A 14,511-nucleotide genomic window follows, 5' to 3' on the forward strand; every position below is an offset into this window, starting at 1 on the left:
CCGGGACCTAGCATTCCCGCAACGCCGGACCATCCACACCGGACAAGAGGTGCGCATGTCGAAAATTTCGGAAATCGATACCTGGCTCCGGGAGAATTTCGCCTCCCTGCTGGACCGGCACCAGGTTCCCGGTGCCGCGATCGCGGTGTTCGCCGACGGCGAGATCGTCGAGCACGCGGCGGGTGTCGTGAACACGAGCACCGGGGTTGAGTCCACAACGGACTCGGTGTTCCAGATCGGGTCGATCTCCAAGATCTGGACGATCACGCTGATCATGCAGCTGGTCGACGAGGGCCTGGTCGACCTCGACCGTCCGGTGCGCGACTACCTGCCCGAGTTCCAGGTCGCCGACGCCCGCGCCGCGGCCACGATCACCGTCCGGCAGCTGGCGTGTCACACCGGCGGGTTCGAAGGCGACGTCTTCGCCGACACCGGGACCGGCGAGGACGCGGTGGCGAAGCTCATCCCGTTGCTGTCGGACGTGCCGCAGCTGTTCCCGCCGGGAGAGCGGTTCTCCTACAGCAACGCCGGCTACTGCGTGCTCGGCCGCATCGTCGAGGTGCTGCGAGGCCGGTGCTGGGACGACTGCGTACGCGAGCGGCTGATCGGCCCGCTCGGCCTGACCCACGCCGGTTGCGGCGCCGAGGACGCCATCCGTCATCGCGCCGCGGTCGGCCACAACCGCCCGGAATCGGGCGGCGAACCGGTGCCCACGAAGGTCTGGTCGCTCGCCCGCTCCAACGCGCCCGCCGGTGCGATGCTGGTCATGCGCCCGCGCGATCTGCTGACCTTCGCCCGCCTGCACTTGAACGAGGGCAAGGCCGACAACGGCGTCCAGGTGCTGTCGCCGGAGTCGGTGCGCGCGATGCGCGAGCGGCAGGTCGCCGTGCCGGATCTCGGCATCATGGGCACGCACTGGGGACTCGGCTGGGTGGACTTCGGCTGGCAGGGCGGCACCGTGATCGGCCACGACGGCGGCACGATCGGCCAGTCGGCCTTCCTGCGGATCGCGGTGGAGCGCGGCGTCGCGTTCGCGTTGATGACCAACGGCGGGGCCACGCTGAAGGTCTACCACGAGATCGCCACCAAGCTGATGAGTGAACTCGCCGGGGTCACGGTCCCGCCACTGCCCGAACCGGATCCCGCGCCTGCCCCGGCCGATCTTTCCCGGTACGTGGGGGAGTACTCGTCGCGGGTCGTCTCCACCGTCGTCACCGCCGAGGGCGGCAGGCTCTGGCTGCGGCGCACCCCGAAGGGCGAGTTCGCCGAACTCGACGAGCCCTCGGGCACGGTGGAGCTGCTGCCGTGGCACGGCGAAACCTTCGTCGCCGTCATCCCGGAAGTCCCCGGCGCCTACGTGGCCCACCAGTTCGTCGGCGACGACGGCACCGGCCGGGCCCGGTTCCTCCACACCGGACGCGCGGACCGGCGGGTGTCGCGATGAACGACATCCGCGAACGGATCGAAGCCGTGTTCGCCGCGGCGGGTGCCGAAGGGTCGCTGCACGCGAGGGAAGTCGGCGTGCCGGACGGTGCCGAAGTGTCGGCCGGCGCCGATGATCAGGTGGTCCTCGCCTCGGTGTTCAAGATCCCGATCGCGCTCGCCTATGCCAAGGAAGTGGTGGCGGGACGACTCGACGAGACCGAATACACGAAGGTGACCGCGCGGTACCGGATCGGCGGCATCGGCACCGCTGGCTGCGCGGACGACGTCGAGATGACCTGGCGCGACCTCGCCTGGTTCATGCTCACGATGAGCGACAACGCGGCGACCGACCTGATCTGGAACCGGCTCGGCCAGGAGACGATCTGCCGGGCGGTCGCCGATCTCGGGCTGACCCGCACCCGGCTGATCGGCTCCTGCGAGGACTCGTTCCGGATCGGGGTCGCCGAACTCGGCGGGACGGATCTTGCCGAGATCGACGCACTGCTGGCCGAAGCCACCGAAGAACAGGTGCGGAACCTGTCGATGTGCGACCCGGAAAGGGAAACCTCGTCGACGCCGCGCGAGACGACCGCACTGCTCGACGCGATCTGGACCGACCGGGCAGGCGAACCCGAAGCCTGCGAACGCGTCCGGACGATCATGGCCCAGCAGATCTGGCCGCACCGGCTGTCCTCCGGATTCCCGTCCGGGGTGCGGATAGCCGCGAAAACCGGGACGCTGCCGGGCATCCGCAACGAAGCGGGAGTGCTGACCTTGCCCGAGGGCCGCCGGTTCGCGGTCGCGGTGTTCACGCGCGCCCATTCCCTCGACGACCGCCTTCCCGAGGTCGACGCGTCGATCGGCGCCGCCGCCCGGCTGGCCGTCGACCACCTTCTCGCCGAAAACGCGACACCGTAGGAGAACTCCCATGAAAACTGCTCGGCACACCGCCGTGACGGCAGTCGTGGTGGCTTTGACCATGAGCGCGTGCACGGCCCCGGCGCCCTCCGGGACGGATCCGGCCGCGAACCGGAAACTGGCCGACGGCAAGACCTTCACCTATTCGGTCGCTTCGGATCCGGGAACGCTCGACCCGGCGCTCACCGTGCTCTCGGTCGCCGGCGAGATCGATCGCTACCTCTATGACGGGTTGCTCGGCATGGACGCCAAGGGGCAGCCCGAGGCCGGGCTCGCGGCGCGCTGGGAGGCCACCACGACCACCGCGTCCTTCACCCTGCGCGAGGGCATCACCTGTCCCGACGGGAGCCCGCTCACCGCGAAGGACGTCGCGGCGAACATCGACTTCGTCGGCGACCCGGCGAACAAGTCGCCGATCGCGGGCAACACGGTGCGGGTGGGCACGAAAGCGGTCGCCGACGATTCCGCGGGCACCGTGCGGGTCACCAGCGGGGCACCGGACGCGTTCCTGCTGCGCAACGTCGGCAACGTCCCGATCGTCTGCGCGAAGGGCCTCGCCGACCGCAAGACGCTGGCCAAGGGCGAGCACGGAACCGGCATGTTCACCGTGTCCGAGATCGTCCCGAACGACCACTACACGCTGACCCGGCGCAAGGACTACGACTGGGGCCCGGGTACCTTCGATTCCCGGCAGAAAGGCTTGCCGGACAAGGTGGTCATCCGGGTCATCCCGAACATGACGACCGTCGCGAACCTGCTGCTGTCCGGCGAACTCAACGCCGCCCAGGTGATCGGGCCGGACCAGCAGCGGCTGCGGGCGCGCGGGTTGTTCCACGCCGACACGACCGTGGCGTTCGGCGAATTGTGGTTCAACCAGGCGCCCGGCCGGTTCGGCGCGGATCAGGCGATGCGCCGCGCACTGGTGCAGGCACTCGACCTCGCCCCGGTCGCCAAGGTGCTGACCCGGGACACCGGCGCCCCGGTCCGGAGCCTGATCACCATGGAACCCCCGGCGTGCACCGGCGACTCCGCCACCGGGCACATCCCCGGCTTCGATCTCGCCGCGGCCAAGGCCGCGCTCGACGCGGCAGGCTGGAAACCGGGCCAGGACGGCATCCGGGTGCGGGAGGGCAAGCGTCTCGCGCTGACCGCCATCTACGGCACGCAGATCGGCGCGACCATGACACCGGCCGCCGAGCTGATGCAGCGGGGCTGGAAGGAGGCAGGCGTCGACGTCACGCTCAGGGGCTTGGACAGCCCTTCGATCAGCCAGACGATGTTCGCCACCGGCGACTGGGACCTCTCGATGGCACCGGTCAGCCTGAATCTGCCGAGCCAGCTGATCCCGTTCGTATCCGGCAGCCGTCCCCCGGAGGGCACGAACTTCGCGCACATCGACAATCCGCGGTACGACGCACTGGTCGCCAAGGCGGCCACCCAGGCCGGGGACGCGGGCTGCCCGGACTGGCTGGCCGCGGAGACGGCGCTGTTCGAACGCCAGGACGTCGCCCAGTTCGCGAACTCGGTGCTCCCGACCTTCGGGAACAAGGCGAGGTTCGAGATCTCGAACACCTTCCTCCAGCCGTCGTCGATCCGGATGTACGACTGACCGACGCGTTGACAACACCCCCCATTTTGTTCACTCGGATCCGCGGGCCAAGGAATTCCTGTAGGTTGAGGAACGCTATTCCGCGGCTCGCGGATGAGTGGCACCGTACCGGGTTTCCGGGCTGTCTCTTGACTTGAGGCCCGGCATCCCCGACGATTTCCCTGTCCTCCCATCCAGCCTGAGGCGCGAACGCCTCTCCGGATAGTGTTAACGCTAACATTCCGTTTCGGTTCGAGGCGGAATGGCGGTCCCTGGTGCCCGGGAAACGGCCGGGTGAATTCCCACTGGAGGTTGAGCAATGCCGCACAGCCGCAGAAAGTTCCTGGCCGCCGGCGCCGCCGGGCTCGCGGGCGTCACCTTGGGCGGGCAGGCCGTCGCCGCGCCGCCCCCGGCCGGGGCGACCTGGGAAACGGTGCTGAACGGGACGTTCGCCAGTTACTCCACGCTTCAGGCGGCGTGGAACTACCGTTATCCCTGGGGCTCCGATCACAACGGCACCGCCAGGATGTACGCGAGTTCCTCCGACCACAGTCAGGTCTATCTCGAATCCGGGGGAGTGCTGGTCCTCAAGGCCACGCGTACCACGGCGAACGAAGGAAACAGTTCCGCCGATCCCTATCTGCCGATTCACTATCACTCGGGCGCGATCCACGCGAAGCAGCAGGTCACCGTGACGGACCAGTTCCCGAGCTGGGAGGTCAGGGGTGAGTTCCAGGCCCCGTCGGCGCGGGGGACCTGGCCGGCGTTCTGGCTCACCGGTGCCACGAGCTGGCCGCCGGAGAGTGACATCCTCGAATTCAAAGGGGACGGCCGGAACTGGTTCAACACCTACAAGAACGGCTCCGGTGCCTGGTCCAACACCCTGGTGAACGTGAGTGACCCCGGCGGATGGCATGGCTACCGGGCCTGGATCACCAAGGTGAACGCGACCGATGTGGACATCCACTACTACCTCGACGGGAAGTGGGTCGCCCAGCACCGCGGCGCGAACTTCGTCGGCAAGCCGATGTGGTTGATCATCAACCTGCAGATGGAAGGCTCGTCAGGGTCGCCGGGCCCGACGGCGCCCACGTACTACCGGGCCCGCAATGTCTACGTCGGGCGCGACCGGGTCTGACCTCACCGCCTCGGCCGTTTCCGGCGGAGATTTTCCTTGACCTTTTTGACCTTCTTGGCCTTACGGACGACAGGGTCGAGCAGTTCGCGCAGTCCGAACCTGTGCTGTTTCCGCGAGGAACCCTCCGCCGCGGCGGTCCTTTCAGGGTCCGGCCGCCCGGGGACCGCGGATTCGAACCGCGGACCCGCCTGGGCCGGAACAGTGCCGGGGTCGGAGACCGGCGTGGCGACGGACCGCGTTCCGGAGAGGTTCGGCCGGGGCATCGGCGAGCGAGGCCGGCCGGGAGCGTGGACCCCGCCCGGCCGGGAAACCCGCCTGCGGCCGGGGCCGAGGATCATCTCCGGGGTGACCGCCGGGATCATGAGCGGCGTGTGCGCGGTATCGGCGTTCGGCACCGCCGGCTCACGAGCCGCGGGATACCGTGAGAGGACGTCCGCCGCCGGAGGCCGGGCCTGGCTGTCCGTTCGTTGCCGGACTCGGACGAGCCCATAGACGCCCAGAAGGCCGAATAGTCCGAGCAGACCCCACAATGCCGCCGTCATTGCCTTCCTCCCTTTCCTCGTGCCGCTGGAAACCGGATGACCGGTGGGCCGCCGTCTAATCCGAAAAGCCCCGTGTGGGTGACAAATCCGTGATCCGTGGTGTGAGCGGGTTCCGCGCGGGTACGCACGGACCGATCGGTCATCGGCCACCGGAGGGAAGGATCATCGAATGCGCCACAAAACAGCGAAATTGATTTCCGTATGTGCGGCGTCGGCAGCCATCGCCTTGACCGGAACGGTTTCGGCCGACGCGGTATCCGCGCCCGCGGTCGCGACACAGGCAGGACAGCAGGCCGACAACGACCCGAACGACCGGAACGACTCAGACGGGGACAACGGTTTATGGGGCCTGTTGGGTCTGCTCGGCCTCCTGGGCCTCGCCGGGCTGGTCCGCCGTGGGCCGAAACCGGGCGCGATGGCGGGATATCCGGCCGCGGATCCGGGGGCGCCGCCGGCGAACACGTATCCGCCCGCCGAACCACGCCGGAACCCGCCGGGTGCCTGAGCGCCGGCGGTACGCGAGCGACGGGTGTCACACGATGGGGTCGTGACGATCTTCTCAGCGCGGGGTCCTAGTGGTGTGGAAGTAAGGATGGAGCGAGCGTGAACTTCCATCGAGACCGCAAGAACCGACCCGAGGAGAAGTCATGACCAATTCGACTGCCACCAAGGCCCCCAGCCAGTCGTCCCAGGTCGAGAAGGCCGGCACGGGCGCGTTGGAGTCGAGCAAGGGTGCCACCACCATCGCCGACACCGTCGTGGCGAAGGTCGCCGGACTGGCCACTCGGGAGATCTCCGGCGTGTACGACCTGGGTGGCGGTGCGGCCCGGGCGTTCAGCGCGATCCGCGAGCGCATCCCCGGCGCCACGGCCTCGGCGAGCCAGGGTGTGTCGGTCGAGGTCGGCGAGAAGCAGGCCGCGGTCGACCTGCAGATCCTCGTCGAATACGGGGTGTCCATCGCCGACCTGTCCCGCGCGGTGCGCCGGAACGTCATCGGCGCGGTCGAGCAGATCACCGGGCTCGAGGTCGTCGAGGTCAACATCAACGTGTCCGACGTGCACATCCCCGGCGACGACGAGGACGAGGACGCCAAGAGCGACACCGGCCGCGTCCAGTGACCCCCGGCGTCGAGATCGACGCCGACCGCATCGCCGCCGCTGTGCAGGCCCAACCCCATGTCGCGGGCCTGCACAGCGGCCGGTTCGGCGAGATCGCCACCCTCCTGCGCGGGCGCCGGATCGCGGGGATCCGCATCCGCGACGACGAGATCACCATCGGTGTCACCGGCCGTTACCCGGCGACAGCCGTCGAGATCAGTGACGACGTCCGCGCGGCGGTGGGGCCGATCGGCCTCCCGGTCCACGTGCGGATCGGCGACATCGCCTCCGCACCAGCCAAGGAGAAACCATGAATTCCACGCATCTCGGCCTGCTCACCGGCCTCGCTCTCGGCCTCGCGGCCGCCTTCGGCGGGTTCAGCGCGTTCATCATCGTCCTGGTCCTCGGCGCCCTCGGCCTCCTGGCGGGCCGTGTCCTCGACGGCAAGCTCGACCTTTCGCAACTCACCGGCCGCGACAGGGGCTGACCCCATGACCGCCACCCTGTCGAGCGCGACCCCCGAGACGGCTCCCGCCGACGCCGGAGACCGGGGCATCCTCACCATTTCCGACAGCACGGTGCAACGGATCGCGGCGCACGCGGTGACCGAGGTCGACGGCGTCGGCGGTGCCGCGAGCCGCGTGCTCGGTGTCGCTGTCGGCGGCGAAGACATCGACAACAGCGCCAAGGTCACCGCGAAAGTCAGCGGTGGTACCGCGAGCCTCGATGTCAGGATCTCCATCAGCTATCCGATGTCGGTCTCTCGCACCACGGAGAACGCCCGCCGCCATCTGATGCGCCGCGTCGAAGAGTTCACCGGTCTCACGGTGTCGCGAGTGGACATCACCGTCACCGCGCTGCATACCGCCACCGCCGAAACCAGGAGGGTCCAGTGAAACGGCGCCCACGCCGCAGCATTCCCGCGACTCTCACCGCGCTCGTCCTGCTCGCCGCTTGTGTCCTCGTGGCGGTCGTCGCGGTCCAGATGCTTCTCGGCGAACCTCCCTGGATTCGCTACGACAGCGTCGCCGGCACCCTGCACGAGCTGCGCTGGAATGACCTCGCGACGGCCGTCGTCGGCGGCGTCGCGGTTCTCTTGGGGCTGATCCTGCTCTTGGCGGCGGTGCTGCCCGGCAGGCTCACCGTCCTGCCGCTCCAAGGCGAGCTGGACTCCGGAGCCTCGCGTCGAAGCTACCGCTCCACTCTTCGCGCCGCGGCCGCCACAGTGGACGGTGTGTCCAGCGCGACGGTGAAACTCAAGTCCCGCAAGGTGTCCGCGAAAGTGACTACCGGGCGGGCGACCACCGATGGTCTCGCCGAAGCCGTTCGCGGCGCGATCACGCACCGGCTCGACCAGATCGACCCCGCGCTACGCCCGGCCGTCAAGGTCAAGGTCCGCAGCGCCAGGAGCACGTCATGACCAGCCTCAACCGGCCCGCCCGGCTCAATCGCACCTTGCTCGCCGTGTTCGGTCTCGTCCTGATCGCGGCCGGTGCCTTCACGCTGCTGACCCATTTCGGCAGGCTCACCGTTCTGCGCCCGGAATCCGCGGTGGTGGCGGGTACGGGACAGCCACCGACCTGGGCGCTCTACGTCGCCGCCGCGGTCGCGGTCGTGCTGGGCCTGTTCGTGCTGCGGTGGCTCGTCGCGCAGCTGACCCGGAAGCCCAAGACCCACACCTGGCACTTCGAGACCGACCCCGCCACCGGCCGCACCGAGCTGGCCGCGGGCGCCGCGATCGAGCCGTTCGTCACCGAGGTCTCGAACTATCCCGGCGTCCACGCCGCGCACGCGACGCTCGCGGGGACCCGCCACACACCGGCCGTCGCGCTGGTGATCAGTGCCGAACAGGACGGCGACGTCACCGAAATCCGCCGCCGGATCGACACCGAGGGCCTGCCGCGGCTGCGGCAGGCCCTCGACCTCGACACACTGCCGGTGACCGTCGAGTTCCGCTTCTCCGCCAAGACGGGCGCCCGCGCCCTTTAGCGTTCCCTTTTCTCAGCCGGTGGTCACTTCCGCGGACACCCCACGGGTGGTGACCACGCGGGCGCTGCCGTCGGCGAGCCGGTAGGAGAGGCCCGCGATGGCGGTTTGGCCGGACGCGATCTTGTCGGCGAGGAGCCGGGAGCGGTCGGTGAGGAGGTCGACGGTCTGGCGGATGTGTTCGGCGATGATGTCGTCGTCTTCGCTGAGGCCGGCGGCGCGGGCGGCGAGCACGCTGGGCGTGACGCGTTCGATGACGTCGCGGACGAAGCCGTTGGTGCCGAGACCGTCGGTGAGGGCGGCGCGGGTGGCGGCGACCGCGCCGCAGGAGTCGTGGCCGAGGACCACGACCAGCGGGCAGTCCAGCACGCTGACGGCGTACTCGATGCTGCCCAGCACTTCCGCACCGGCGACGTGGCCGGCGGTGCGGATGACGAAGAGGTCTCCCAGGCCGCGGTCGAAGATGATCTCGGCGGCCAGTCGTGAGTCCGAGCAGCCGAAGAGGGCGGCGAAGGGGCGTTGTCCTGGTGCGGTTTCGGCGCGGCGGGCGGCGTCCTGGTTCGGGTGCTCGGGGGTTCCGGCGACGAACCGCCGGTTTCCGGCGAGCAACAGGTCGAAAGCCTCGGAGGGGGTCAGTTGCGCGTCGATCATGGGACAGAGAATAACCGCTCGAGAACCGGCGAATCGGACATGACGCAGGTCTCGTCGTACAGGTCACAGGAACGGAGCCGAGCCCCTGGCCGCCCGTGACCACGCGGGTCCGTGGACGGGTCAGGCGGTCGGCGGGCCGGGCTGGTCATGGATGACGAGGAGGATGTGGTCGAACCGGGTGCGATCGCGCCCAGCCACGCCTGGCGGGTAGGCGGTCATCGCGAGGAAGGGATCGGCAGTGCCGGCGCGGTACAGCGCGGCACCGGCGCCACCGGAAAGACCTGCGGAGGATGATGCACCGGCACAACGACCGGCAGGCCCCGGCGTCACCTGAGGCGGGTGGCCACAGCCACGCAGCTCTGCTCGACGGCACGGCGAGGCCGGCGAGCAGGCCGATGACACTGACGTAGTGCGGAACACGGGTGACGTCAACAACCAGTGAGCAGCCTTTCGGTGTAGGTCGCGAGGCGGCTGGCGGCACCGGGGTCGAGCGTCTTCAGTGACTGCTTGACCGGCTTGCCCCGGTCGACCGCGGTCAGCGCCTCGGAGGGCGGGTGGTCGATCCAGCCCAGGATCGGGGCGACCGACTTCTCGACCGGACGGGCGAACAGGCGACCGAGGGTCTTCACCATGCCGCGGATGACCGGGTTCGGGTACAGGTCGAGGCCGCTGCGGGTGAATCCCGGGTGGTACAGCACATATCTCGCCTTGCCGTTGTGGGAGACGCCGAGGAGGTCGTTGGCGCGGCCGGCCTGCAGCTGTGCGCGGACCATGCTGTAGCGGTCACGCAGCTGCGGGTCCGGCCAGTGGATCTCACCCGCCGTGGTCCCGACACCGGCGACGTTGACGATCACCGAGGTCGTGTCCATGAGCGGGGCGAGGCGTGTGCCGAGCAGGTAACGGCTCAGGTAGTACAGCGCGAACGTGTACTCGAAGCCGTCGGCGGTCTCCGTGCGCTGCGGCATCGGACGGTTCGCGAACAGGGTCAGGGCGTCCACCCGAACGTGCCGGTTCGCGATCTCGGCGGCGACCCGATCGACCTCGGCGACCGACGAGAGATCCGCGGACAGGAACGTCACCGAGTCCGGTAGACCCCGGCGCGCCCGGCCGATCACGGTCACCTGATCACCCCGGGCCGCGCGGGCGAGCGCGGTGGCACGGCCCATGCCGGTGGTTCCGCCGGCGACGATCACGATCTTCGTTGTCATGGCACCATCGTGGAGGGCCAGTCATGACGACGAAAGAAGGCAGTTCGATGTCCGGTACGCACACGGATGTGCCCACGGTGCTCGCGCACGACCTGCCGCGCCCGGTGCCGGTCGCCGAACAGGACGCATGCCCGGTCGGCACCATCTTCGACCGACTCGGTGACCGCTGGAGCATGCTGGTGATCGTCCTGCTCGGCGGCCGGGCGCACCGCTACAACGAACTGCACCGCGCGATCGAGGGCATCAGCCAACGCATGCTCACCAGAACCCTGCGCACGCTGGAGAACGACAACCTCGTGTCACGCACTGTGCACCCAACCGTCCCGCCGAGCGTCGAGTACGACCTCACGCCCCTGGGACGGTCGCTGCTGGCACCGGTCTCGGCATTGGCCGACTGGGCCCTCGCCCACGCCCGCGAGCTACGACCGTAAGGATGTTCGCGCCGCACTCACACCGTCGTGAGGCCGGCCGCGCGTGTACCCGGTCCACCAACGCGGCGTCGACCGGGTACACGACCTCCTCCTTGACCAGTTCCCGCAGCTTGTTCAGTTCTTCTTCCGGCGTGGGCTGAATGCTTTCGCATGATCTCGGCCAGCGCGTCCGTCAACGGCACCACACGCGCTTCACCACGGGCGATCCAGCTCGCGTTCCGGCGGGCGGTGGTGATCAGCCATCCCGCCGGTGCCCGAGTGTCCCGGATCCGGTCCAACTGACTGAACAGCGCGAGCCACGTGGTCTTCGCGTCGCCTTGCCACTGGTGATTTCAGGCGACTCGCCGACACCACTTCTTATCAGCCTTTCGTTGGTCCGGGAGTGGTTGGCGTCTCCGCTCCCGGACCGGTTCGGCCTAGACGCCCGAGATGTTGCGAATCCAGTTGCGGTGTGCGGAGATGCTGGTGTGCGTGGAATTGGCCACCACGTCCCCGGCGATGTGCACGGCGACCTTCAGGTAGCGCTCCAGAACGCCGCTATTGTTGTAATCCCAGCCGTAGACGTACTCGGTGTCATCGGTGGTGACGGAGGTGCCGAGCGAGGCGTAGGTCGTGCTGACGGAGCGGTCGAGCCGCAGCAGAGCGATGTCGGCTCCGCCGGAGGGCGGGTAAAAGGGACTATTGGGATGATCGATGGCCAGTTGAGTCCTTTGTAGACTGTGTATCGAGTCCACTCACGACGCCGAATTTCGGCCATCTGACAGTAATTGCACTACACGTGTGGCCGCGTCGATTTCCATATACTGGAGCGCATGCACGATCTGGCGCAACTGCGCGCACTGCACGCGGTCGCCCGTAACGGTTCCATCAGCGGGGCGGCGGACGCTTTGCACGTCACCACCTCGGCGATCTCGCAACGGCTGGCCAAACTCGAACGCGATGTCGGGCAGCAGCTGCTCGAACGGCACGGGCGGAGCGTGCGCCTGACGGACTCGGCGCACCTGCTCGTCGGCTACATCGACCGGATCCTGCTGCTGATGGGAGAGGCCGAGGCGTCGCTGGAGGGGCAGAAGGGCGCCGTGACGGGCTCGCTGACCATCGCCGCGTTCCCGACGGCCGCGCGAGGACTGGTGTCGGGCACTTTGCGCAGCCTGCGGGAGAGTTACCCGCACTTGCGCGTCGAGTTCACCGAACTGGAGCCGGAAGAGTCGTTGCCGAGGGTGGTCCGCGGCGACGTGGACATCGCGGTGGTGCAGGACTGGTTCACGTTGCCGCTGCAGATTCCCGATGTGCTGATGAAGGAACACCTGCTCGACGACATCACCGATGTGGCGCTGCCCGACGGGCATCCGCTGGCCACGCGCGAGACGGTCGAACTCGGTGAGCTGGCCAACGATCCGTGGGTGACCTGGTCGATCGGGCAGATGTGCCACAACTGGTTGCTCGACACGATCCGCGAGCACGGCGTCCAGCCGCGCATCGCGCACACCGCCGCCGAGTACGCGACGCAGCTGGCGCTGGTGGCAGGCGGCAACGGGGTCGCGATGATTCCCCGCCTGGGCCGGGACGCCATCCCGCCGGGGGTGCGGATCGTCGGCGTCGAACCGGTGCTGAGCCGTCAGGTTTTCGCCTTGTGGCGCAACGAGGCCGTCCGCAGGCCCGCGATCCGCGCGGCCGTCGAGGCGCTGGTGACGGCCGCGCGGTCGTGAGCTAGGCGGGGGCGATCTCCGACAGCCTGCCGAACTGCTCGTCGGTGAGCTTCAGGTCGAGGGCGGCGTGGTTCTCCTCGAGGTGCTTGATCGTCGAGGTGCCCGGAATCGGGATGATGGCGGGGGAGCGCCGGTACAGCCAGGCGAGCGCCACCTGCGACGGCGTGGCCTCGAGTTCCTTCGCCACCTGGTCGAGCGGGCCGTCCGCCGTGGCGAGCGCGCCCTTGGAGATCGGGCGCCACGGGATGAACGCGATGTTCTCGCGCTCGCAGTAGTCGAGCACGGCCTCATGCTGGCGCTCGGTCACGTTGTAGAGGTTCTGCACGCTGGCGACCTGGATCAGCTCTCGCGCCTGTTCGATCTGCTCGACCGTCACCTCGGACAGGCCGAGGTGACCGACCTTACCTTCGTCCTGCAGTTCCTTGAGCGCACCGAACTGCTCGGCCGCCGGCACCTGAGGGTCGATCCGGTGCAGCTGGTACAGCTCGATCCGCTCCAGCTTGAGCCTGCGCAGGCTCAATTCCGCCTGCTGGCGCAGGTATTCGGGGCGGCCCAGCGGTTTCCACTTGCCGGGGCCCGGACGGCTCTGGCCTGCCTTCGTCGCGATGACGACGCCGTCGGCGTACGGGTGCAGCGCGTCGGCGAGCAGTTCCTCGTTGCTGCCGGGGCCGTAGGCGTCGGCGGTGTCGATGAAGGTGATGCCCAGCTCGACGGCGCGGTGCGCCACCTCGATCGCACCGTCGCGGTCCGCCGGGTCGCCCCAGACGTTCGGGCCGGTCAGCCGCATGGCGCCGAAACCGCTCCGGTGCACCACGAGGTCACCGCCGATGGCGAAGGTGTCATCCATGTGTGTCTTCCTCTCTTCCTGATCCAGGCCACGCCGAAACCGGTTCCGGTGGCGGCTGAAGTGGTGGTGCCGCAGCGCTGGTGCGCCGCACGAACGCGACACCGGCCAGCGCGACGGCCATGCCCGCGATGGCGTTCCAGCGGAACGGTTCGGCGAGCAGCGCCATGCCGAGCAGCACCGAGACGATCGGCAGCAGGTAGGTGACGGTCGACGCCACGGTCGAGCCGTCCTCGACGGTCAGCCTGAAGTTGAACAGGTACGCCACCCCGGTGCAGAGCACGCCGAGGATGACCAGCGCGATGATCGCGTCGGCGCGCACGGTCACCGGCGGCATGCCCGTGACCGGGATCGTCAGCGCGGACAACCCGGTCGCCACCAGCAGCTGCGCGGCCACCATCGCGACCGGGTCGAGACCGGAGCCGGTCAAGAACCGCTTGGTGTAGACGTAACCGATCCCGTAGCAGGCGGCGGCCGCGAGACACAGCAGCGCGCCGCCGAGCGCGCCGCCTGCCTCCCATGGCGAGAGGCAGAGCAGGGTGCCCGCGAAGCCGAGCACCAGTCCGGCGCCGCGCCAGGCGCCGACCGACTTCTCCTGCCTGACGCAGAGCGCGATCGCCATCGTCCACAAGGGAGTGCTGGCGTTGAGCACGCCCGCCAGGCTCGAATCCACCTGCTGCTCGGCGATGCCGTAAAGCAGATAGGGGGCGAAGTTGGCGAAGACCGCGGCGACCGCGATCTTCGCCAGCAGCCGTGGGGACCTGGGCAGGGCGAGCCCGCGCGCGGCGCACAGCACGAGCAGGCACAGCCCGCCCAGCGCGAGCCTGACCAGCACGATCTGCCCCGGTGAGAAGCCACCCAAGGCGAGCTTGATCCACAGGAAGCTGGAGCCCCAAAGCAGTGCGACGGCAGCGAGCCGCAGCAGACTGCCGCGTTTGGTGGTGGCGATGACTTTCCCCCTGAACCGGCCGCTT

20 protein-coding genes are annotated in these 14,511 nt (G+C 68.8%); 14 read left to right on the forward strand and 6 right to left on the reverse strand.

The features are described 5' to 3' along the window. Positions 1 to 55: 55 nt before the first annotated feature. The 4 genes from SD37_RS17130 (at position 56) to SD37_RS17145 (ending at position 5,069) form a co-directional block, all read left to right on the forward strand. A complete protein-coding gene (locus SD37_RS17130; protein WP_044850570.1) occupies positions 56 to 1,444 on the forward strand; it encodes a serine hydrolase in 1,389 nt (462 codons plus the stop codon). Beyond that, a complete protein-coding gene (locus SD37_RS17135) occupies positions 1,441 to 2,343 on the forward strand; it encodes a serine hydrolase (protein WP_044850569.1) in 903 nt (300 codons plus the stop codon). Before SD37_RS17130 ends, SD37_RS17135 begins: the two co-directional genes overlap by 4 nt. 10 nt (positions 2,344 to 2,353) lie before the next feature. Further along, a complete protein-coding gene (locus SD37_RS17140; RefSeq protein WP_044850568.1) occupies positions 2,354 to 3,952 on the forward strand; it encodes an ABC transporter substrate-binding protein in 1,599 nt (532 codons plus the stop codon). Positions 3,953 to 4,250: 298 nt separating this feature from the next. Further along, positions 4,251 to 5,069 (forward strand): glycoside hydrolase family 16 protein, encoded by an 819-nt coding sequence (locus tag SD37_RS17145; RefSeq protein WP_044850567.1) that lies wholly within the window; start codon positions 4,251 to 4,253, stop codon positions 5,067 to 5,069. 2 nt (positions 5,070 to 5,071) lie between these two features. On the opposite strand, the gene SD37_RS17150 is transcribed toward SD37_RS17145, so the two are convergent. Beyond that, positions 5,072 to 5,611, reverse strand: a complete 540-nt coding sequence (locus tag SD37_RS17150) for a hypothetical protein (protein WP_145926649.1) — start codon at positions 5,609 to 5,611, stop codon at positions 5,072 to 5,074. A 169-nt stretch (positions 5,612 to 5,780) separates the two neighbouring features. On the opposite strand from SD37_RS17150, the gene SD37_RS17155 reads away from it, so the two are divergent. The 7 genes from SD37_RS17155 to amaP all read left to right on the forward strand — a co-directional run bounded on the left by SD37_RS17155 (position 5,781) and on the right by amaP (position 8,697). Continuing rightward, entirely contained in the window at positions 5,781 to 6,116 is a 336-nt protein-coding gene (locus SD37_RS17155) for a WGxxGxxG family protein (protein ID WP_044850565.1), read from the forward strand. A gap of 142 nt (positions 6,117 to 6,258) precedes the next feature. Then, a complete protein-coding gene (locus SD37_RS17160; protein WP_044850564.1) occupies positions 6,259 to 6,729 on the forward strand; it encodes an Asp23/Gls24 family envelope stress response protein in 471 nt (156 codons plus the stop codon). Then, on the forward strand, positions 6,726 to 7,022 hold the full coding sequence (locus SD37_RS17165; protein ID WP_044850563.1) for a hypothetical protein: 297 nt from the start codon (positions 6,726 to 6,728) through the stop codon (positions 7,020 to 7,022). Before SD37_RS17160 ends, SD37_RS17165 begins: the two co-directional genes overlap by 4 nt. After that, positions 7,019 to 7,195 carry a hypothetical protein gene (locus SD37_RS43165; protein WP_044850562.1) on the forward strand — a complete coding sequence of 59 codons (177 nt, stop codon included), beginning with the start codon at positions 7,019 to 7,021 and terminating at the stop codon, positions 7,193 to 7,195. Before SD37_RS17165 ends, SD37_RS43165 begins: the two co-directional genes overlap by 4 nt. Before the next feature lie 4 nt (positions 7,196 to 7,199). Next, positions 7,200 to 7,604 (forward strand): Asp23/Gls24 family envelope stress response protein, encoded by a 405-nt coding sequence (locus SD37_RS17170; RefSeq protein WP_044850561.1) that lies wholly within the window; start codon positions 7,200 to 7,202, stop codon positions 7,602 to 7,604. Beyond that, positions 7,601 to 8,128 carry a DUF6286 domain-containing protein gene (locus SD37_RS17175; RefSeq protein ID WP_044850560.1) on the forward strand — a complete coding sequence of 176 codons (528 nt, stop codon included), beginning with the start codon at positions 7,601 to 7,603 and terminating at the stop codon, positions 8,126 to 8,128. Before SD37_RS17170 ends, SD37_RS17175 begins: the two co-directional genes overlap by 4 nt. Continuing rightward, on the forward strand, positions 8,125 to 8,697 hold the full coding sequence (gene amaP, locus SD37_RS17180) for an alkaline shock response membrane anchor protein AmaP (protein WP_044850559.1): 573 nt from the start codon (positions 8,125 to 8,127) through the stop codon (positions 8,695 to 8,697). The genes SD37_RS17175 and amaP overlap by 4 nt, the downstream gene beginning before the upstream one ends. A 12-nt stretch (positions 8,698 to 8,709) precedes the next feature. Here amaP and SD37_RS17185 read toward each other — a convergent pair whose 3' ends face one another. Beyond that, positions 8,710 to 9,345 carry a carbonic anhydrase gene (locus tag SD37_RS17185; RefSeq protein WP_044850558.1) on the reverse strand — a complete coding sequence of 212 codons (636 nt, stop codon included), beginning with the start codon at positions 9,343 to 9,345 and terminating at the stop codon, positions 8,710 to 8,712. A gap of 428 nt (positions 9,346 to 9,773) precedes the next feature. Beyond that, positions 9,774 to 10,553, reverse strand: a complete 780-nt coding sequence (locus SD37_RS17190) for an SDR family NAD(P)-dependent oxidoreductase (RefSeq protein WP_044850557.1) — start codon at positions 10,551 to 10,553, stop codon at positions 9,774 to 9,776. A gap of 23 nt (positions 10,554 to 10,576) precedes the next feature. On the opposite strand from SD37_RS17190, the gene SD37_RS17195 reads away from it, so the two are divergent. After that, entirely contained in the window at positions 10,577 to 10,984 is a 408-nt protein-coding gene (locus tag SD37_RS17195; protein WP_236725394.1) for a winged helix-turn-helix transcriptional regulator, read from the forward strand. 150 nt (positions 10,985 to 11,134) lie between these two features. Continuing rightward, positions 11,135 to 11,266, forward strand: coding sequence for a hypothetical protein (locus tag SD37_RS44115; RefSeq protein ID WP_256376584.1), 132 nt, complete (start codon positions 11,135 to 11,137; stop codon positions 11,264 to 11,266). A 134-nt stretch (positions 11,267 to 11,400) separates the two neighbouring features. On the opposite strand, the gene SD37_RS17200 is transcribed toward SD37_RS44115, so the two are convergent. Beyond that, the gene (locus SD37_RS17200; RefSeq protein ID WP_052674829.1) at positions 11,401 to 11,718 is read right to left on the reverse strand and encodes a hypothetical protein; all 318 of its coding nucleotides are present in this window, start codon (positions 11,716 to 11,718) and stop codon (positions 11,401 to 11,403) included. A 78-nt stretch (positions 11,719 to 11,796) separates the two neighbouring features. On the opposite strand from SD37_RS17200, the gene SD37_RS17205 reads away from it, so the two are divergent. Beyond that, entirely contained in the window at positions 11,797 to 12,693 is an 897-nt protein-coding gene (locus SD37_RS17205) for a LysR family transcriptional regulator (protein ID WP_044850556.1), read from the forward strand. A 1-nt stretch (position 12,694) separates the two neighbouring features. Here SD37_RS17205 and SD37_RS17210 read toward each other — a convergent pair whose 3' ends face one another. After that, positions 12,695 to 13,540: an aldo/keto reductase gene (locus tag SD37_RS17210; RefSeq protein WP_044850555.1), complete on the reverse strand. Its 846-nt coding sequence runs from the start codon at positions 13,538 to 13,540 to the stop codon at positions 12,695 to 12,697. Then, positions 13,533 to 14,486: a DMT family transporter gene (locus SD37_RS17215; protein WP_044850554.1), complete on the reverse strand. Its 954-nt coding sequence runs from the start codon at positions 14,484 to 14,486 to the stop codon at positions 13,533 to 13,535. Before SD37_RS17215 ends, SD37_RS17210 begins: the two co-directional genes overlap by 8 nt. Between the last annotated feature and the right edge of the window lie 25 nt (positions 14,487 to 14,511).

The sequence above is a fragment of the Amycolatopsis orientalis genome (assembly GCF_000943515.2).
GTDB lineage: Bacteria > Actinomycetota > Actinomycetes > Mycobacteriales > Pseudonocardiaceae > Amycolatopsis > Amycolatopsis orientalis.